This is a genomic window from Kaistia sp. 32K, assembly GCF_016629525.1.
GTDB lineage: Bacteria > Pseudomonadota > Alphaproteobacteria > Rhizobiales > Kaistiaceae > Kaistia.
The window spans coordinates 2,235,284-2,253,620 of sequence record NZ_AP024269.1; the positions used below are offsets into that span (position 1 = coordinate 2,235,284).

General features: G+C 68.3%; 16 protein-coding genes, 1 tRNA gene and 1 riboswitch. Of the genes, 13 read left to right on the forward strand and 4 right to left on the reverse strand.

The window, feature by feature from the left end; all coding sequences use genetic code 11:
• Window positions 1-176: 176 nt before the first annotated feature.
• The 8 genes from K32_RS10110 (at window position 177) to K32_RS10145 (ending at window position 9,332) form a co-directional block, all read left to right on the forward strand.
• Window positions 177-434 (forward strand): hypothetical protein, encoded by a 258-nt coding sequence (locus K32_RS10110; RefSeq protein ID WP_201403883.1) that lies wholly within the window; start codon window positions 177-179, stop codon window positions 432-434.
• Window positions 435-464: 30 nt separating this feature from the next.
• A riboswitch (cobalamin riboswitch) is annotated at window positions 465-683 on the forward strand.
• Window positions 684-712: 29 nt separating this feature from the next.
• Complete coding sequence (locus tag K32_RS10115) at window positions 713-919, forward strand: CbtB domain-containing protein (protein ID WP_201403884.1); 207 nt, start codon at window positions 713-715, stop codon at window positions 917-919.
• Window positions 920-935: 16 nt separating this feature from the next.
• Entirely contained in the window at window positions 936-1,685 is a 750-nt protein-coding gene (locus K32_RS10120) for a CbtA family protein (protein ID WP_371812988.1), read from the forward strand.
• 4 nt (window positions 1,686-1,689) lie between these two features.
• A complete protein-coding gene (gene cobU / locus K32_RS10125) occupies window positions 1,690-2,238 on the forward strand; it encodes a bifunctional adenosylcobinamide kinase/adenosylcobinamide-phosphate guanylyltransferase (RefSeq protein WP_201403885.1) in 549 nt (182 codons plus the stop codon).
• On the forward strand, window positions 2,235-3,251 hold the full coding sequence (gene cobW / locus K32_RS10130) for a cobalamin biosynthesis protein CobW (RefSeq protein ID WP_201403886.1): 1,017 nt from the start codon (window positions 2,235-2,237) through the stop codon (window positions 3,249-3,251). Before cobU ends, cobW begins: the two co-directional genes overlap by 4 nt.
• A 4-nt stretch (window positions 3,252-3,255) precedes the next feature.
• Window positions 3,256-7,218 carry a cobaltochelatase subunit CobN gene (gene cobN / locus K32_RS10135; RefSeq protein WP_201403887.1) on the forward strand — a complete coding sequence of 1,321 codons (3,963 nt, stop codon included), beginning with the start codon at window positions 3,256-3,258 and terminating at the stop codon, window positions 7,216-7,218.
• Window positions 7,215-7,838: a cob(I)yrinic acid a,c-diamide adenosyltransferase gene (gene cobO, locus K32_RS10140; protein WP_201403888.1), complete on the forward strand. Its 624-nt coding sequence runs from the start codon at window positions 7,215-7,217 to the stop codon at window positions 7,836-7,838. Before cobN ends, cobO begins: the two co-directional genes overlap by 4 nt.
• 33 nt (window positions 7,839-7,871) lie before the next feature.
• Entirely contained in the window at window positions 7,872-9,332 is a 1,461-nt protein-coding gene (locus K32_RS10145) for a cobyric acid synthase (protein WP_201403889.1), read from the forward strand.
• Here the strand turns inward: K32_RS10145 and cbiB are convergent.
• Both cbiB and K32_RS10155 read right to left on the reverse strand, forming a co-directional pair.
• Window positions 9,304-10,287, reverse strand: a complete 984-nt coding sequence (cbiB, locus tag K32_RS10150) for an adenosylcobinamide-phosphate synthase CbiB (protein WP_201403890.1) — start codon at window positions 10,285-10,287, stop codon at window positions 9,304-9,306. The two genes, K32_RS10145 and cbiB, sit on opposite strands and share 29 nt — an antisense overlap.
• A 12-nt stretch (window positions 10,288-10,299) precedes the next feature.
• Complete coding sequence (locus K32_RS10155; RefSeq protein WP_201403891.1) at window positions 10,300-11,172, reverse strand: ABC transporter substrate-binding protein; 873 nt, start codon at window positions 11,170-11,172, stop codon at window positions 10,300-10,302.
• Between the two features lie 135 nt (window positions 11,173-11,307).
• On the opposite strand from K32_RS10155, the gene K32_RS10160 reads away from it, so the two are divergent.
• The 3 genes from K32_RS10160 to K32_RS10170 are packed head-to-tail and all read left to right on the forward strand — an operon-like array spanning window position 11,308 to window position 15,058.
• A complete protein-coding gene (locus K32_RS10160; RefSeq protein ID WP_201403892.1) occupies window positions 11,308-13,248 on the forward strand; it encodes a TonB-dependent siderophore receptor in 1,941 nt (646 codons plus the stop codon).
• Entirely contained in the window at window positions 13,236-14,282 is a 1,047-nt protein-coding gene (locus K32_RS10165) for an iron ABC transporter permease (protein WP_201403893.1), read from the forward strand. The genes K32_RS10160 and K32_RS10165 overlap by 13 nt, the downstream gene beginning before the upstream one ends.
• Entirely contained in the window at window positions 14,282-15,058 is a 777-nt protein-coding gene (locus tag K32_RS10170; RefSeq protein WP_201403894.1) for an ABC transporter ATP-binding protein, read from the forward strand. Before K32_RS10165 ends, K32_RS10170 begins: the two co-directional genes overlap by 1 nt.
• Window positions 15,059-15,083: 25 nt before the next feature.
• Here K32_RS10170 and cobD read toward each other — a convergent pair whose 3' ends face one another.
• A complete protein-coding gene (cobD, locus tag K32_RS10175; RefSeq protein ID WP_201403895.1) occupies window positions 15,084-16,088 on the reverse strand; it encodes a threonine-phosphate decarboxylase CobD in 1,005 nt (334 codons plus the stop codon).
• A gap of 212 nt (window positions 16,089-16,300) precedes the next feature.
• On the opposite strand from cobD, the gene K32_RS10180 reads away from it, so the two are divergent.
• Window positions 16,301-17,116: a hypothetical protein gene (locus K32_RS10180; RefSeq protein ID WP_201403896.1), complete on the forward strand. Its 816-nt coding sequence runs from the start codon at window positions 16,301-16,303 to the stop codon at window positions 17,114-17,116.
• Window positions 17,117-17,265: 149 nt separating this feature from the next.
• Here K32_RS10180 and K32_RS10185 read toward each other — a convergent pair.
• Window positions 17,266-17,339 (reverse strand) — tRNA-Cys (locus K32_RS10185).
• Window positions 17,340-17,544: 205 nt separating this feature from the next.
• Here K32_RS10185 and K32_RS10190 point away from each other — a divergent pair.
• On the forward strand, window positions 17,545-18,213 hold the full coding sequence (locus K32_RS10190) for a protein-L-isoaspartate O-methyltransferase (RefSeq protein WP_201403897.1): 669 nt from the start codon (window positions 17,545-17,547) through the stop codon (window positions 18,211-18,213).
• The last annotated feature ends 124 nt before the right edge of the window (window positions 18,214-18,337 follow it).

An 18,337-nucleotide genomic window follows, 5' to 3' on the forward strand; every position in this document is an offset into this window, starting at 1 on the left:
CCGCCGGCTCTCGGGCCGGCGGAAGCCGTTTCGAGGCGGGATGCGGCTCCGCCATGCGTTGCAATCCCGGCTCCTTCCTCCACATAAGAACGAGGGATGGAGCGTCCGCGTCACTGGGGGCCGCGCCGTCGCAAGGACGAAGAAACCAGCTCGAACCAAGCGGAGACGCCGGTCGCATGCCTTCCATTCGCCTCGGCAAGAAGACGATTTCCCTGCCCAGGAGCCGCACCGCGCGCGTCGCGGTGGGGAGCGGATTCGTGGTCGGCGGCGCCCTCGGCTTCCTGCCCGTGCTCGGATTCTGGATGCTGCCGATCGGGCTGATCGTTCTGTCCCATGATTTCCCGCGCGTGCGGCGCCTGCGCCGGCAGACGGAAGTGGCGCTTCTGCGCCGTTGGGCGCGGTTTCGCAACAAGGCCGCGCCCTCGGCCAAATGAGCGCCAGCTTGCGCTTCCGGTGCATTCAATCTAGCGTGATTTCGCGTCGGTTCCCCCGATGGGCCACAGGCTCAGGGGGATGAAATGGGAATTCGGTACGGAAGGACCCCTCGCGGGATTCCAAGTCCGGAGCTGCCCCCGCAACTGTGAGCGGCGAGCGACCTCGCGATGGCCACTGGGAAACCGGGAAGGCGTCGAGGAAGCAGCGACCCGCAAGCCAGGAGACCAGCCAGCGCCTCATACCAGCAAGCCGTCGGTGGGACGGCTAAGGAGACGCTATGACCAATTTCTCGAAGACCGCTGCCCAGGCGACCTCGATTGCCGTCGGCGGCACGGAGACCGACGCCGCCGCGCGCATCGTGCCGGCGCTGTTCGCGATCGCCTTCGGCCTCGTCCTGTTCGTCGGCACCGGCTTCGCCGCGCCGAGCCTGATCCACAACGCGACGCATGACACACGGCATTCCCTCGGCTTGCCCTGCCACTGACGCCTGAGGGATCCACATGTTCAAGACGATCATCCTGAGCGCCTTCGGCGCAGGGCTTGCCGTGGGCGTTGCCCTTTCCGTCGTGCAGGCCGTCACCACCGAGCCGCTGATCCTGCACGCCGAAACATTCGAAAACGCCGAGCCGGCAACGGCCGCCGCCGTGCCGCATGAGCATGCGGCGAACGAGGCGCATGCGACCGAGGCAGCAGCCGCTCCGGCAGCGGCCGAGGCCGCCGCGCATGAGCACGACGAAGACGCCTGGTCGCCTGCCGACGGCTTCGAGCGTTCCGCCTATACCTTCCTCGCCAACCTCCTGGTCGGCGTCGGCGTCTCGGCCGTTCTGCTCGGCCTGATGTCGATCCGCGGCGGACAGATCGACGCCCGCACCGGTGTGCTCTGGGGCGTCGCCGGCTTCTTCGCCGCCTCGCTGTTGCCCTCGCTCGGCCTGTCGCCGGAGCTTCCGGGCACCGCCGCCGCCGAGATCACCTCGCGCCAGGTCTGGTGGCTCTCGACCGCCGCCGCCTCGGCCATCGGTCTCGCACTGATCGTTTTCAGCCAGTCCTGGCTGCTGAAGGTCGCCGGTCTCGTCCTCGGCGTCCTGCCGCATGTCATCGGCGCGCCGGTGCCGCCGACGCTGGAGGCGTCCTATCCGGCCGGTCTCGGCGGCGAGTTCGTTGCGGCATCGCTGGTCGTCAGCGCGCTGCTCTGGGTGCTGTCCGGCCTGTTCTCCGGCTGGCTCTACCAGCGTCTCGCACGGGCCGCATGACACCGTGACCACCCCCTCGGCCCGCACGGCGCTGATCCTCGGCGGCGCCCGCTCCGGCAAGAGCCGCTTCGCCGAGGCGATCGTCTCCCGCACCGGTCTGCCGGCCACCTATCTCGCCACCGCCGAGATCCGCGATGCTGAAATGCAGGCGCGGATCTCGACGCATCGCGAGCGGCGCGGCGGCGACTGGACCACGGTCGAGGAACCGCTGGAGCTGACCGACCGCGTCGCCGCGCTGGCCGATCCCGACCGCGTGCTCCTCGTCGACTGCCTGACGCTCTGGCTCTCCAATCTGATGGAGGCCGAGCGCGACATCCCGGCCGAGGCAGCGCGCCTCGCCGAGGCGCTTCGCGGCGCGCGCGGGCCGGTCGTCCTCGTCTCGAACGAGGTCGGCTCCGGCATCGTGCCGATGAACGCGCTCGCCCGCCGCTTCGCCGACGAGCAGGGGCGGCTGAACCAACAGATCGCCGCCGCCGTCGAAACCGTCTTCCTCGTCGCCGCCGGCCTGCCGGTGCGCCTGAAACCCAATCCCGATACGGAGTTCGCCCTGTGACCGCCCGCATTCCCGCCACCATCGTCACCGGCTTCCTCGGCGCCGGCAAGACGACGCTGATCCGCAATCTGATCGCCGACGCGAAGGGGCGCCGCATCGCGCTCATCGTCAACGAGTTCGGCGACATGGGCTTTGACGGCTCGCTGCTCTCCGATTGCGGCGTCGACGACTGCAAGCCCGACAGCATCGTCGAGCTCACCAATGGCTGCATCTGCTGCACCGTCGCCGACGACTTCCTGCCGACCATCGAGGCGCTGCTGGCGCGCGAGAACGCGCCGGACCACATCGTCATCGAGACCTCGGGTCTCGCCTTGCCGCAGCCGCTGGTCCGCGCCTTCACCTGGCCGTCCGTGCGCCACCGCGTCACCATCGACGGCGTCATCACGGTTGTCGACGCCGAGGCAGTCGCCGCCGGCCGCTTTGCGCATGACGAGGAAGCCGTCGCCGCCCAGCGCGCCGCCGACGACTCGCTCGACCACGAAGACCCGATCGAGGAGCTGTTCGAAGACCAGCTCTCCTGCGCCGATCTGATCGTCTTCTCCAAGACCGACCTCGTCGACGCCAGGCAGCTCGAGGAGGTCGCCGAGATCGTCGCCCGCGACGCTCGCAAGGAAGCGCGCGTGGTGCATGCGACCGCGAGCGGCCTGCCGGCCGAGATCCTGCTCGGCGTCGGCGCGGCGGCTGAGGACGATGCCTTCGAGCGCAAGAGCCATCACGACCTCGAAGGCGAGGAGCACGACCACGACGATTTCGACACCTTCATTGTCGATATCGCCGAGCAGGCCTCGATCGAGGCGCTGGCGTCGCGCGTCCGCGCCGCTATGGCGGAAGCGAACGTGCTGCGCATCAAGGGCAGGGCGGCTGTCGCCGGCAAGGCGGCGCCGGCCGTCGTGCAGGCGGTCGGCCCGCGCGTCGACACCTATTTCGCCCCCGGCGGCAATGCCGGCCGGCTCGTCGTGATCGGCGAGCGCGGGCTCGACCGCGCCGCCATCGCCGCGCATTTCGCGGGCTAAGACCATGCATCTTGTCGCCGGAGAGATGGAGCGGATCGACGATGGCGGCAGCGCCGTCGATCTCGACCAGTCGCCCGGCGACATCGTCATCCTGTCGGCCGCCGATACGGAGCTCGCCGCCTTCGCGGCGGCCTTCGCTGGCGCGCCGGAAGGGCCGTCGCTGCGCCTCGCCAATCTGATGCAGCTGACGCATCCCTATTCGGTCGATCTCTATCTGGAGAAGACGGTCGCCAAGGCGAAGCTCGTCTTCATCCGGATGATGGGCGGCGTCGGCTACTGGCCCTACGGGCTGGAGGCAATCCGGGCGCTCTCGCGCGCCGGCGGACCTCAAATCGTGGTGGTCCCCGGCGAGGATCGCTGGGATCCGGCGCTCGAGGCCTATTCGACTGTGGCGCCCGAGATCGCGCACAGGCTCTGGCGCTATTGCGCCGAGGGCGGCGCGGTCAATATCGGCCGCGGGCTCGCCTATACCAGACACGTCGTCGACGGGGGAGAAGCGCCGCCGGAGCCGCAGGTTCTGCCCGAGGTCGGTTTCTACCGGCCGGGCGAGGGTGTCGTCGCGGACGCGCTGCGGCCGGAAGACGCCGGCCGGCCGGTGGCGTTCCTCACCTTCTATCGTTCGGTCATTCCCGGCGGCTCGACCGAGCCGATCGACGCCATGGTGGAAGCGCTCGATCGCGAAGGCATCGCCACGGTGGCGATCTTCGCCTCCAGCCTCAAGAACGAGGAAGCGGCGGCCTTCGTCGACAGAGCTTTCGACGCGCTGGATCCCGCCATCGTGCTCAATGCCACCGCCTTCGCCATCTCGCGCCCCGGTCGGGCGCATGAGCCGACCGTGCTCGACCGCGCCGGCAAGCCGGTGCTGCAACTCGTCTTCGCCGGCACCAGCCGCGAGGCGTGGCTCGAATCCACGCGCGGTCTCGGCCCGCGCGATCTGATCATGAATGTCGTGCTGCCGGAGGTGGATGGCCGGATCCTGACCCGCGCCGTCTCGTTCAAGGAAGAGGTCGAAAGCGACGGCCGGACCGACAGCCGCATCGTCGTCTATCGCGCCGACCGTGAGCGCATCGCGTTCGTCGCGGCGCAGGCGGCGAACTGGGTCCGGCTTGCCGCGAAGACTGCCGCCGACCGCAAGATCGCGCTCGTGCTCTCCAACTATCCCGACCGTGACGGCCGCCTCGCCAACGGCGTCGGCCTCGACACGCCGGAAAGCGCGGCTCGGATTGCCACCGCCATGAAGGGCGCGGGCTATGCGCTGGAGGGCTTTCCGGAGACGGGCAGGGCGCTGATGGAGCTCCTGCTCTCCGGCCCGACCAACGCGCTGGCGAAGCGGATGGAGCTTCGGGAAAAGGGGTCCGTTCCTTCACCTCTCCCCGAGGGAGAGGTCGGCCCGGAGGGCCGGGTGAGGGGTTCAGACCTATCCGTTGAAGGCGCAACCCCTCACCCGCCGGCTTCGCCGTCGACCTCTCCCTCTGGGAGAGGTGAAGAGATCGAGCTTTCCCTCGCCGACTACCGCGCCTTCCACGACGCGCTGCCGGAATCCGTGCGCGAAAGCCTCGCCAAGCGCTGGGGCGAGCCCGACGCCGACCCCTTCTTCGCCGAAGGCGCCTTCCGGCTTGCCATTCATCGCTTCGGCAATGTCGTGGTCGGCATCCAGCCGGCGCGCGGCTATGGCATCGATCCCAAGGCGACCTATCACGATCCCGACCTCGTGCCGACGCACCACTATCTCGCCTTCCATGCGTGGCTGCGGACGCAGTTCGGCGTCGATGCGATCGTGCATGTCGGCAAGCACGGCAATCTCGAATGGCTGCCGGGCAAGGCGCTCGGCCTGTCGAATGCCTGCTGGCCGGAGGTCATTCTCGGCCCGACGCCGCTGATCTATCCCTTCATCGTCAACGATCCCGGCGAGGGCGCGCAGGCAAAGCGCCGCGCCTCGGCCGTCGTCGTCGACCATCTCATGCCGGCGCTGACGCGGGCCGAGGCGCATGGCGCCTTCGCCGAGATCGAGACGCTGATCGACGAGTACCATCTGGCGCTCGGCGCCGATCCGCGCCGGCGCGACCATCTCGAACGCGAAATTTTTGATCAGGCGGTGCGCCACGGCATCGACCGCGATCTCGGCATCGGTCGCGACGCCGACGCCGGCAGCGCGCTCCGCGCCATCGACGCGCATCTCTGCGAGATCAAGGAACTGCAGATCCGCGACGGGCTGCACATCTTCGGAAGTTCTCCGATCGACGAGCACCGCCTCGATACGCTTGTTGCGATCGCCCGCGTGCCGCGTTCCGGCGGGCGCCCGGAAGACGGCTCGCTGCACCGCGCGATCGCTGCCGATCTCGGCCTCGACGGTTTCGACCCGCTCGCCTGCGATCTCTCGGCCGACTGGGAGGGCACGAGGCCGGACGCGCTTGCCGGCGCAACCGATGCGCCGTGGCGCACCAATGGCGACACGGTCGAGCGGATCGAGGTCCTGGCAAAGGGAATCGTCGCCTCAGCCCTTCTCCCTCCCCCTTGTGGGGAGGGTTGGGGAGGGGGAATGCCGGGCGTAGAGCTCAATGCTGAGGAAGCGCTCAATTCGGATGGGCTCCCCCCACTCCAACTCTCCCCCACAAGGGGTGTGGGAGCGCCGGCGCCGGGCCCTGCCACGGCGCCCGTGCTCGACTGGATCGTGCAGGAACTGGCCCCGGCGCTAGACCGTTGCGGAACGGAAGAAATCGCCGCCGTGCTGACGGCGCTCGATGGGCGCTTCGTGCCGCCCGGCCCCTCCGGCGCGCCGTCGCGCGGACGGCCGGACGTGCTGCCGACGGGCAAGAACTTCTATTCGGTCGACACGAGGGCCGTGCCGACCGCTGCCGCCTGGCGGATCGGCAAGGCCGCTGCCGAGGCGCTGGTGCTGCGCTACATGCAGGACGAGGGCGAGTGGCTGCGCTCCGTGGCGATCTCCGCCTGGGGCACCGCCAACATGCGCACCGGCGGCGACGACATCGCGCAGGTGCTCGCTCTGATCGGCGCCGAGCCGGTCTGGGAAGCGGGCACCGGTCGCGTCACCGGGTTTCGCGTGCTCACGCTTTCCGAGCTGAAGCGCCCCCGCGTCGACGTCACGCTGCGGATTTCCGGCATGTTCCGTGACGCCTTCCCGGAGCAGATCGACCTGATCGATTCCGCCATCCGCGCCGTCGCCGCGCGCGACGAGCCGGCGGACGCCAATCCGATCGCGGCCGCCCATGGCGCGGGCCAGGACCTCGCCCGCATCTTCGGCTCGAAGCCCGGTTCCTATGGCGCCGGCCTGCAGGCGATGATCGACGAGAGAATCTGGGACAGCCGCGCCGATCTCGCGGAAGCCTTCCTCGCTTGGTCGAGCTTCGCCTATGGCGGCGGCGCCGAGGGCGAGGCGGCCGGCGACCGCCTGAAGGCGCGGCTCGCCGCGACCGACGCCGTCCTGCACAATCAGGACAATCGCGAGCACGACATTCTCGACAGCGACGATTACTACCAGTTCCAGGGCGGCCTCTCGGCGACGATCGAGACGCTGAAGGGCGCGGCGCCCCGGCTGTATCACGGTGATCATTCCCGACCCGAAACACCCGTGGTGCGGCCGCTGGCGGAAGAGATCGGCCGTGTCGTGCGCGGGCGGGCGGTCAATCCGAAATGGATCGCCGGCTGCATGCGGCACGGCTACAAGGGCGCCTTCGAGATGGCGGCGACGCTCGACTATCTCTTCGCCTTCGCCGCGACGACGCACGCGGTTGGCGATCACCATTTCGATGCGCTCTACGACGCCTATATTGCCGATGACGACGTGCGCGCCTTCATCGCCGACGCCAATGAACCCGCGCTCGCCGAAATGGCGGACCGCTTTCTCGAAGCCATGGAACGCGGCCTCTGGTCGCCGCGCGCCAACAGCGCCTATCAACGGCTGGCAGCGCTTGCTTCCCGCCGCGACGCCCGAAAGGAATTCGCATGACGATCGAAATGACCGAAGAGGAACTGAACGCCCGTCACGCGGAGAAGATGCGCAAGAAGAAGGTCGTGCGCGACAAGATCCTCGCCTCGAAGAACGTCGAGAAGGGGCTCGTCATCGTCCATACCGGCAAGGGCAAGGGCAAGTCGACCGCCGCCTTCGGCATGGTGTTCCGCTCGCTCGGCCACGGCCTGCCGGTCGCCGTGGTGCAATTCGTGAAGGGCGCGATCGATACGGGCGAGCGCATGGCGCTGGAGCGCTTCGGCGACCTCGTCTCGATCAACCGCCTCGGCGAGGGCTTCACCTGGGAAACGCAGGACCGCCAGCGCGACATCGCCGCCGCCCGCCATGCCTGGGAGACTGCGAAGGAGCTGATCAAGAGTGGCGCGTATCATCTCGTCCTGCTCGATGAGCTCAACATCGTGCTGCGTTACGACTATCTGCCGCTCGCCGAGGTGCTCGAATTCCTCACCACCGAGAAGCCGGCCGACGTGCATGTCGTCATCACCGGCCGCAACGCCCCGGAAGGCCTGATCGAGATCGCCGACCTCGTCACCGAGATGGAGCTGATCAAGCACCCGTTCCGCTCCGGCGTGAAGGCGCAGCAGGGCATCGAGTTTTGAGGGCGACAATGAGCGCGGTGGGATAGGGCGACCATGACCGCCGCCATCATGTTCCAGGGCACCGGCTCGAATGTCGGCAAGTCGGTGCTCGTTGCCGGCCTGGCGCGGCTCTATGCGCGCAAAGGCATCCGCGTCGCGCCGTTCAAGCCGCAGAACATGTCGAACAACGCCGCCGTGACGGCGGATGGCGGCGAGATCGGCCGGGCGCAGGCGCTGCAGGCGCGCGCCGCCGGGCTGGAACCGACGGTCCACATGAACCCGGTGCTGCTGAAGCCCGAGAGCGATACCGGCTCGCAGATCATCCTGCAGGGTCGCCGCTTCGGTACGATGCGGGCTCGCGAATACGGCAAGCGGAAAGCCGAGCTGCTGCCGAGCATCCTCGAAAGCTTCGAGCGGCTCGGGCGAAATGCCGATCTGATCCTGGTCGAAGGCGCCGGCAGCCCGGCCGAAATCAACCTCAGGTCCGGCGATATCGCCAATATGGGCTTCGCCGAAGCCGCCGACCTGCCGGTGATCCTGATCGGCGATATCGATCGGGGCGGCGTCATTGCCAGCCTCGTCGGCACGCGCGCCGTGCTGCCGCAGGCCGACCGTGAGCGGATCAAGGCGTTTCTCGTCAACAAGATGCGCGGCGATATCAGGCTGTTCGACGACGGCGTCGCCGCCGTGCGCGCCGCCACCGGCTGGCCGTCGCTCGGCGTCGTGCCCTGGTTTGCCGAGGCGCACCGCCTACCGGCGGAGGACATCCTCGACCTCTCCGGCGGCAGCGCGCGCGCCGGCACGCTGACGATCGCCGTGCCGGTGCTGCCGCGCATCGCCAATTTCGACGATCTCGACCCGCTGGCGCTGGAGCCCGGCGTCTCCGTGGTGATGGTCCGGGCCGGCGAACCCATCCCGGTCTGCGACGTGATCCTGATCCCCGGCTCGAAATCGACCATCGCCGATCTCGCCTTCGTGCGCGCGCAGGGGTGGGACATCGACATCCTGGCGCATCGACGGCGTGGCGGCCGTGTCATCGGCCTCTGCGGCGGCTACCAGATGCTGGGACGGACGATTTCGGATCCGGACGGCCTTGAAGGCCCGGCGGGGAGCGTGCCCGGGCTCGGCCTGCTCGATGTCGAGACCATCCTCGCCGCTGACAAGACGACGGCGCCGTTCTCCGGCCGCGACGCCGCGTCAGGCCTGGCCGTCTCCGGCTACGAGATCCATCTCGGCCGCACCGACGGGCCGGATCGTGCCCGTCCCTGGCTGGAGCGCGCGGGTGCCGGCGAGGGCGCCGTCTCGCCGGATAGGCGCGTGCGCGGCAGCTATGTGCACGGCCTCTTCGGCGACGATGCGTTCCGGCGCGATTTCCTCGTCAAGATCGGCGCGGAACCCTCGGATCTCACATACGAAATCGAGGTCGACCGGGTGCTGGACAGGCTCGCCGATCATCTCGAGGAACACGTCGATACCGACGCCATCCTCAGGTATGCAGCCAGAGCCAGAGCATGAGAATTCCGGTGGCGCCGAGCGCCGTCGCCGCCCTTAGAATCTTGAGCGCACGACCGATGTCGCCGGGCCCGGCCTCGTGCCGGCCGGCATCGTTCAGATAGGGATCCTCGACCACGCGCTCGCCATAGCGGCGCGGACCGGCGAGCGCGAGGCCGAGCGCGCCGGCCATGGCAGCCTCGGGCCAGCCGGCATTCGGCGAGCGATGCTTGCGCGCGTCGTCGAGCATCGCCATGAAGGACTGCTTGATCGTGCCGCCGGCAAAGGGCGCCGCCATCGTGATGAGGAATCCCGCGAGCCGGCTCGCAGGGAGATTGACGAGGTCATCGAGGCGCGCCGCCGCCCAGCCGAACGCTTCGTGCCGGGCGGAGCGGTGGCCGATCATCGAATCGGCCGTGTTGATCATCTTGTAGGCGAAGAGCCCCGGCAGGCCGAAGACGGCAAACCAGAAGGCCGGAGCGACGACGCCATCGGAAAAATTCTCGGCCGTCGATTCGATCGCGGCGCGGGTAACGCCCGCCTTGTCGAGGCTTTCGGGATCGCGGCCGACGATCATCGAGACAGCCTGCCGCGCCGTATCCAGCCCGCCTGAATAGAAGGCCTGCAGCACGCGGGCGACATGGACATAGAGGCTGCGACTGGCGAGCAGCACCGACGCGATAACCGGGATCAGCACGAAGCCATAGGTGAAGCTCGCCGCCAGCCGCTCGACCAGGACGCCGGCGAACCAGGCGATCGCGACGAGGACGACGATGACCAGGACGCCTGCGATACGGCGGATCCAGGGAGCCGCGGCGTCCCGGTTGAAGGTACGGTCCGAGAGGCCGATCAGCGCGCCGAACCAGGTCACCGGATGCGGCAGGCGGCGCCAGATCCAGTCGGGATCGCCGACGAGCGCATCGATGCCGATCGCGGCGATCAGCAGGAGCAGGCGAAAATCGAAGGGGAATTCGGTCATGCGGGCCTAGGGTTACGAGCGGCCGAGGCGGGCGCGTTCGGCGGCGAGCGTATCGATCGCTTCCGGCAGCGACGGCCCGGCGCAGATGGTGAGCCGGCCGGGCAGGGTGATGCGGCGATCAGCCGGGTAGAGTTCGCGGAGCGCGGGATGGGCGAGCAGCGCGCTGCCCTGGTCGGCGGCGACGATATGCGGATCGGCGACGACGAGGAGATCGGGCTTGCCGGTGACGATGCGCTCGAGCGGCACGAAGCCGCCGGTCTTGCCGGCGAGCGCGCCGCCCATGTCGTCGAAGCCGGCAAGGCGCAGCAGTTCGCCGGTCAGCGTGTTCTGGCCGGTGACATAGCCGCGACGCTGGTAGACGGCGACGGTTGGTTCGTGCCCGCCGGGATCGGCAGCCGCGGCCTTCGCCCGCGCCGCCTCGATGCGGGCGATCAGGTCGTCGCCGCGATCGGGATGGCCGATCAGCGCCGCGACGTCGCGGATCTGGGCGATCGAATCGTCGATCGATTTCACGTTGTCGAGCTCGACGACCTTGTAGCCGAGCCGCTTCAGCATCGCGCGCGTCTCGCGCTTGGTGAACTTGCCGGCGAGGACGAGGTCGGGCTTGCGCTCGATCACGGTCTCGGCCGCGCCGGCGTCATGCCGGAAGGCCTTCGCCTGCTCGGCGAGATAGGAATAGGCGGGATCGGTCGCATAGAGCGAAAGCGCCGCGATCTGGCCGGGATCGGCGAGCGCCAGCAGCAACTGGTCGGCGCAGGCGTTGATCGAGACGATCCGCTGCGGCGCGGCCACAGGTACGGCAGCGGGCGCGGGAGCGGCCAGCGCAGGGCCGGTTAGTGCCCAAGCTGCCACAATCAGACCGAACTTGTTGACCCACGCGCGCATGAGGTGCGCTCCCGCTTGCAGTGACCTGGGACCTCGTCTACCGCTTCTGAAGCGAGCGGCAAAGCCGTCTCGCAGGACCCGGGACACAAACGTGACGGGTGCACTGACCAGATCGATCCAACCGAGGTCTGCCTGATGACATTCTCCGAACGGCGCCGGGGGCGCGCCGCTCTCTCCCTGTTTGCGTCTTTGCCCGTGATGCTCGCCGCCGGTGCCGCGAGCGCCGATCAGCTCGACGACATCGTCGTGACCGCGTATCGCAGCCCGACCGACATCACCAAATCCGGCAGCGCCATCACCGTCATTCCCGGCGACAAGATCAACAACGCCTCGCCGGGCTCGCTGGTCGATGTGCTGCGCCAGGTGCCGGGCGTCACCGTCACCCAGTCGGGCGGTCCCGGCGGCACCACCGAGGTGAGCATTCGCGGCGCCGAGGCGGGCGATACGCTGGTGCTGATCGACGGCGTGCGGGTCAACGACCCCGCCAGCGCTCGCAACACCTTCGATTTCGCCGTGTTCTCGCCGACCGATATCGAGCGGGTCGAAGTCCTGCGCGGCCCGCAGAGCGCGCTCTATGGCTCCGACGCCATGGGCGGCGTCATCAACATCATTACCCGCAAGCGCACCGGCGCGCTGACCGCGACGGCCGGCGTCGAGGGCGGCAGCTACGGCACCGTCGCCGGCAACGCCACGGCCGGCGGCAGCGTCGGCCCGGTCAGCCTCTCGGTCAGCGGCACGGCCTTCGACACGCACGGCTTCTCGCGCGTCGGCGATCGCGACGACGGCGAGGCGGACGGCACGCGCAAGTTCGCCGGCACGGCGCGCGGCAGCTACGACTCGGGCGAGGGCAAGGCGTTCAGCTTCGGCGTCACCGCCTATCGCCAGGAATCGGACGTCGATAGGGGCTCGAAGCCGACCGACGACCTGCCGGGCTACGAGCGCAACCGCGACGTCGTCTCCGGCTTCGGCCGTTTCGATTTCGAATCGTTCGACGGCAAGATCGCCAACCAGATCAACTTCTTCGGCACCCAGACGACGAGCGCCTATATCGAGCCGCTGACGCTCACCAACAAGCCGAGCACGAGCTTTCTCGGCCGGGTCGGCGACTCGACCGGCCTCGACTATGGCGTCGAATACCAGGGCACGATCGATCTCGCCCGCTACGGCACGCTGATCGTCGGCGGCCGGGCCGAGCGCGAATCCGGCGAGCAGGACACGACGACAACCTCGCTCGCCGGCGTCGATAAGAACGTGCAGAGCTTCGACGACGCGCGCACGCTGCTCGCGGTCTACGCGCTGCAGCAGTTCACCCTGTTCGACAATCTGAACCTGTCGCTCGGCGGGCGCTATGACGAGGACGTCGACGGCCAGGGCTTCCTGACCGGGCGCGCCACCGCCGCCTATCTGATCAACCCGACCGGCACCAAGCTCCGCGGCAGCTTCGGCAACGCCGCCAAGCGGCCGACCATGTTCCAGCTGTTCGATGCACAATACGGCAATCCGGATCTCATTGATGAGGAGAGCTGGGGCGGTGATGTCGGCATCGACCAGGAGCTGTTCGATGGCCGGGTGCAAGTTTCGGCGACCGGCTTCTACAACCGCTTCACCAACCTTATCAGCTACTCGCTCGCGACGAACGACTACATCAACATCACCAATGCCGAGACCTCCGGCCTCGAGCTCTCGGCCGACGCGGTGCTCGTGCCCTCCGTGCTGAAGGCGACCGGCACCTACACCTATCTCCACGCCACCAATCTCGACAGCGGCCTGCCGCTGTCGCGCCGGCCGGAGAACAGCGGCTCGCTGACGCTGACCTATACCGGCATCGAGAATTTCGAGTTCGGCGCCACGGCGATCTTCGTCGGCGAGCGCTTCAACAACGATCCGGCGAAAGCGGCCCAGTTGGTTCCGCTGGATGGCTACACCAAGATTGACCTCAACGCGTCCTACCGGCTCAATCCCCAGACGACGCTCTATGCCCGGCTGGAGAACCTGACCAACGTCGAATACCAGGACGCCTTCGGCTACAACAATGCCGGCCGTTCGGGCTATGTCGGATTGAGATGGACGCATTGACCGCAGCACGGCCGGACATTCTGAAACGAGGGGCGGCGAGCCGCTTCCTCGTGCCCGGCCTGGTTGCGCTCGTCGTCATCCTCTTCCTGTTGTCGCTCGGCATCGGCCCCGTCATCCTGCCGCTGCGCGCCGTCGTCGACGGGCTGCTCGGCACGGGCGACGAGGCCGCCCGGCTGATCGTCCGGGAAATCCGCCTGCCGCGCGCCATCCTCGCGGTGGCGATCGGCTTCTCGCTCGGCCTTTCGGGCGCGGCGCTGCAGGGGCTGCTGCGCAATCCGCTCGCCTCGCCGTCTCTGTTCGGCGCGCCATCGGCGGCGGCCTTCGGTGCCGTGCTCGTCATCGCCTTCGGCGTGTTCGACGCGCTTTCCTTCTTCCTGCCGATCGCGGCCATGCTCGGCGCGCTGCTCTCGGTTGGATTACTGCTCCTGATTGCCGGCCCGCGCGCCAGCCTGCTCGTCGTCATCCTCGCCGGCCTCGCCATTTCGAGCCTGGCGGGGGCGGCGACCTCCTTGGCCCTCAATCTCGCGCCGAACCCCTTCGCAGCACTCGAGATCGCCTTCTGGCTGCTCGGCTCGCTCGAGGATCGCAGCATGCAGCACGTCTACATCGCGCTGCCCTTCATCGCTGCCGGCACGATCCTTCTGTTTGTGGATGGGGCCGCCTTCCGCGCGCTGACGCTCGGCGAGGACGCGGCCGCCAGCCTCGGCATTCGGCTCGGCCGGGTGCGGCTTCGCGTCGTCCTCGGCGTCGCGCTGGCGGTCGGTGGGGGCGTCGCGGTTGCCGGCACGATCGGCTTCGTCGGCCTCGTCGCACCGCATCTGGTGCGGCCCTTCGTGCGCCACGATCCGGCGCGGCTGATGTGGCCGGCGGCACTCTCCGGCGCCGCCTTGCTGACGGCCGCCGACATCCTGGTGCGGATCATTCCGGCACAGAACGAGATCAAGGTCGGCGTCGTGACGGCGCTGATCGGCGCGCCGCTCTTCATCGTGCTGGTGTTCCGCCATCGGCGCGGGCTGACGGGGGAGGTGTCGTGATGACAGCCTCCCTGTTGCGCGCGAAAGGCATCGCCGCCACGCTCGGCCGGCGCAGCGTGCTCGAAAAGGTCGATCTCGCGGTCGCCGCCGGCGAGCTTGTCGTCGTGATCGGGCCGAACGGCGCCGGCAAGACGACGCTGGTCCGCCGGCTCGCCGGACTGCTCGACGGACCGGGATCGATCCATATCGGCGACCAGCGGAGCGAGGCGCTTTCGCCGCGCGTCCGCGCTCGCCGGATCGGCTATCTACCGCAGGGCCACGTCTTCCACTGGCCGCTCTCCGTCGCCGACGTCGTGGCGCTCGGGCGCATTCCGCATGGCGCCGGCGCCGCCGATCTCGGCGAGAGCGACCGCGCCGCCGTGCTGCGCGCGCTGGAGGCGACGGGCACGCTCGATTTCGCCGAGCGCGCCGTGACGACGCTATCGGGCGGCGAACGCGCCCGCGTCGCGCTCGCCCGCGTGCTCGCCGGCGAGCCGGAGATCATCCTCGTCGACGAGCCGGTCGCAGCCCTCGATGTCCGCTACCAGTTCGTCGTGCTCGACCTCTTGCGCGAGCGGGCGAGGGCCGGCGCGGCGATCGTCGCCGTGCTGCACGATCTCTCGCTCGCCGCCCGCTATGCCGACCGGCTGGTGCTGATCGCGGGCGGTCGCATTGTGGCGGAGGGGCCGCCCGCGGCGGTGCTGACAGAGCACAATCTCGCCGCGACCTTCGGCATAAGGGCGACGATCGAGACGCAGGAAGGCCGCCTGATCGTCACGCCGCAGGGGGCCATCTAGGCCCCTGCGCGCATCGCGTTCACAGCTAGATCCGGGCGAACGCAGCCCGGAGGCGGTCGAACCGATCGTCGGCGGGGAGGCCGAACCGGATGACGCCGGGCCGATCGGCAAAGATACGCGTCCAGATGCCCTGCCGGGCCAGTGCCTCGTGCAACGCGGTCGCATTCGACGTCCGGGCCAGCACGAACAGATCCGTGCCGCCGGCGATTTCCAGTCCCGCGTCTTCGAGAATCGCGTCCAACCGTTCGCGACCGGCGCGAAGACGGCGACGCGCTGAGGCCTGCCAGGCCGAATCGGCGAGGGCCTGGGCGCCGATCGAAATAGCAGGACCCGAGACCGGCCAGTCGCCGAGAAGCCGCGCCAACGGGGCAACGAGATCCGCCCGACCGGCAACGAAACCGAGGCGGAGGCCGGCCAGCCCATAAAACTTTCCGAACGAGCGCAGGACGACGACCGGCTCGCCGGAGAGGTGAGGAATGACGCTCAATTCGGGAGCGACATCGCCGAACGCCTCATCGACGACGAGCATGCCGCCCCGGCTGGCCAAGGTAATCCCGACGGTCAGCAGTTCGGCCGGGTCAAAGCGGCGGCCGTCCGGATTGTTGGGATTGACGATTACGACGATCGGCGCCCGTTCGGCGGCCTCGGCAAGCGAGGGGACGATCGTGACGCGCCGGTTGGAAGCGCCCCACGCTTCGGCATGCCCGGCATAGGTCGGCCCGACAACGGCGACGTCGCCGGCCGGCGCGATCAGCGGCAGCAGGCGGAGTGCGAGATCGGAGCCCGCGACGGCGTTAAGCGCCACGCCGCGCGGCACGCGATAGGTTTCCCGTGCGATGGCGATGAGATCCGCGAGCGCCGCGGGATCCGGCAGGCGATGGAGGCCCTCCATCGGCAGATCGGGCAGCGGATAGGGATGCGGGTTGATGCCGGTCGAGAGGTCGAGCCAGTCGGCAAGCGGAACGCCATGGCGCTCCGAGGCGTCCCGAAGGGCGCCGCCGTGACGGGGAAGGGCGGTCAGATCCAGCATCCCGGCCTTATCGTCCCGAAGCGGCCGACTTGCAATCACCCGGCTCGATCTGCGCGGGGAACGGGCGTCGCGGATGGATCTCCTTCCCCTACGTTACGCAGCAGCGCGACTCGGGCATAGTCAACGTGATGCGACCTCGCCGGCGCAACGCCGCGGGGCGGCAGCCGCGCGTTCCGCATTCCCGTTCCGGATTTCAGCAGGACCCCCGCCTCATGAATGTTCTCATCGCGATCGCTGAAGTGAGCTTCGTCCTGTTCGGCCTCGTGCTGCTCGCGGCGCAGCTTCTCGTGCACGAGATCGGCTATCGCATCGGATTGCGTCGTCACGTTTCCGGCGGCCAGCCCGAGACAGTCGGGGTCGTGGTCGGCGGCCTGCTGGGGCTGCTCGCCTTCGTGTTGGCGCTGACGCTCTCCTACGCCAATACCCGCTTTTCCGAGCGCCGGGCGGGCACGCTCGTCGAGGCCAACGCCATCGGCACGGCGTGGCTGCGCGCCAAGGCGATCGGCACGCCGCGCGGCGAGGAGATCGCCCACCTGCTGGAGACCTATACCGGCCTGCGCAAGGCCTTCATCCTCGCCGAGGGCGGAGGCGGCGGCAACATCGACAATCTGAACGACAGCACCAATGCGATGCAGTCGGAGATCTGGGGGCATCTGACCGGTCTCGTCCGCGAGCAGCCCGGCCCAATCTCGGCCTCGCTGATGGCGGCGCTGAACGACGTCTTCGACGCCGCGATGAGCGAGCGGCTCGCCTTCGAGACGAGGCTGCCGGCGCAGATCTTCTGGCTCTTGATCGCCCTCACCATGGTCAGCATGGCCTGCCTCGGCTATCAGCTCGGGCTCCGGGAGAGGCCGGCACGCTTCCTGATGGCGCTGCTGTCGCTGATGTGGACCGTGGTGATCGTCGACATTCTGGATCTGTCGGCCGCCCGCCTCGGCAGCTTCCGCACCAGTGTCGCCGTCTATGACTGGACGGCGCGCGGCTTCCAGGGTGGGATCACGGTGCCGCCCCTGCCGGCCGGGCCGTAAAGCTGAATCACAGCCCGCGCGAGCAGGTTGCAGGGGTCGTCCATGCGGAGGAGGGCGCTTGTCCGATGCAGCGGGGAACGCTGCGGCCGCGCGTTCGCGCGCCGTCGGAAAAAGTGAAATTTTGAGGGCAAATATCGCTCTTGGAGCGATGGAGGCCTCGCCCGGAATCGAACCGGGATGCAAGGATTTGCAGTCCTCTGCGTAACCATTCCGCCACGAGGCCCTCGGGTTGGGGATGTAGAGGTAAGGGTAGGGGTTAGGCAAGAGCTAAATCACTCGTCATCCACGACTTAACCGCGCTTTCCCCCAATTTGGGTACGGGGCCGCGACGGCCTGCGGCGCTGGAACCCGTTGGAATGGCTTGTCACCTCGCCGAACCACCGGTATTGGAACGTCTATTGCCACATGACGATAAAGGGTCCCGGATCATGGTCGATTTCGCCAAGGCGCGAACCACGATGGTGGACTGTCAGATTCGCACCGTCGACGTCACCGAATATGACGTGCTCGACGCCTTCTCCGCGGTGCCGCGCGAGAACTTCGTGCCAGATCATCTGAAGCCGCTTGCCTATATCGATGAAGACATCCTGGTGTCAGCCCAGGGCAGCGCGCCGCGCTACGTGATGGAGCCGGGGCCGCTGGCCAAGCTGGTACAGCTCGCCGGAATCCAGGCGACCGACCGCGTGCTCGATATCGGTACGGCCACCGGTTACTCCGCCGCCATCCTCTCCCGCGTCGCGGCCTCCGTCGTCGCGCTCGAATCGGACGAGGCTCTCGCTGCCGCCGCGGTCGCGAACCTGGCCGGCGTCGGCGCCACGAATGTCGAGGTCGTGCTCGGACCGCTCACCCAGGGCCACGCCGCCAAGGCTCCCTATGACGTCATCCTGATCGAGGGCGCCGTCGAGGAGATTCCGCAGGCCATCCTCGACCAGATCGGCGAGGGCGGTCGAATCGTCGCCGTGGTGGGAACACACGGCCTTGCAGCCAAGGCGACGGTCTATACACGCTCTGGTGGGTCGATCAGCGGTCGTCCCGCGTTCAATACCCATGTCCGGCCGCTGCCGGGCTTCGCCAAGCCCAAGGCCTTCGTATTCTGATTTCGTTGTAATTTCAGATAGTTAAGCCAAAAGTCCCGAATCTCGCCTAGTGCGCAGGCTGTGGCTTTCCAGTCGCATGGTACGGTTTATTGAGCCTTAAGGGCGGCTGTGCCATTTGACGGTC

Bases quoted from the DNA above. Each gene is read 5' to 3' on its own strand.
- K32_RS10110 (WP_201403883.1), top strand. From the start codon at position 177: ATGCCTTCCATTCGCCTCGGCAAGAAGACGATTTCCCTGCCCAGGAGC.
- K32_RS10115 (WP_201403884.1), top strand. From the start codon at position 713: ATGACCAATTTCTCGAAGACCGCTGCCCAGGCGACCTCGATTGCCGTC.
- K32_RS10120 (WP_371812988.1), top strand. From the start codon at position 936: ATGTTCAAGACGATCATCCTGAGCGCCTTCGGCGCAGGGCTTGCCGTG.
- cobN (WP_201403887.1), top strand. From the start codon at position 3,256: ATGCATCTTGTCGCCGGAGAGATGGAGCGGATCGACGATGGCGGCAGC.
- cobO (WP_201403888.1), top strand. From the start codon at position 7,215: ATGACGATCGAAATGACCGAAGAGGAACTGAACGCCCGTCACGCGGAG.
- K32_RS10145 (WP_201403889.1), top strand. From the start codon at position 7,872: ATGACCGCCGCCATCATGTTCCAGGGCACCGGCTCGAATGTCGGCAAG.
- cbiB (WP_201403890.1), bottom strand. From the start codon at position 10,287: ATGACCGAATTCCCCTTCGATTTTCGCCTGCTCCTGCTGATCGCCGCG.
- K32_RS10155 (WP_201403891.1), bottom strand. From the start codon at position 11,172: ATGCGCGCGTGGGTCAACAAGTTCGGTCTGATTGTGGCAGCTTGGGCA.
- K32_RS10160 (WP_201403892.1), top strand. From the start codon at position 11,308: ATGACATTCTCCGAACGGCGCCGGGGGCGCGCCGCTCTCTCCCTGTTT.
- K32_RS10165 (WP_201403893.1), top strand. From the start codon at position 13,236: ATGGACGCATTGACCGCAGCACGGCCGGACATTCTGAAACGAGGGGCG.
- K32_RS10170 (WP_201403894.1), top strand. From the start codon at position 14,282: ATGACAGCCTCCCTGTTGCGCGCGAAAGGCATCGCCGCCACGCTCGGC.
- cobD (WP_201403895.1), bottom strand. From the start codon at position 16,088: ATGCTGGATCTGACCGCCCTTCCCCGTCACGGCGGCGCCCTTCGGGAC.
- K32_RS10180 (WP_201403896.1), top strand. From the start codon at position 16,301: ATGAATGTTCTCATCGCGATCGCTGAAGTGAGCTTCGTCCTGTTCGGC.
- K32_RS10190 (WP_201403897.1), top strand. From the start codon at position 17,545: ATGGTCGATTTCGCCAAGGCGCGAACCACGATGGTGGACTGTCAGATT.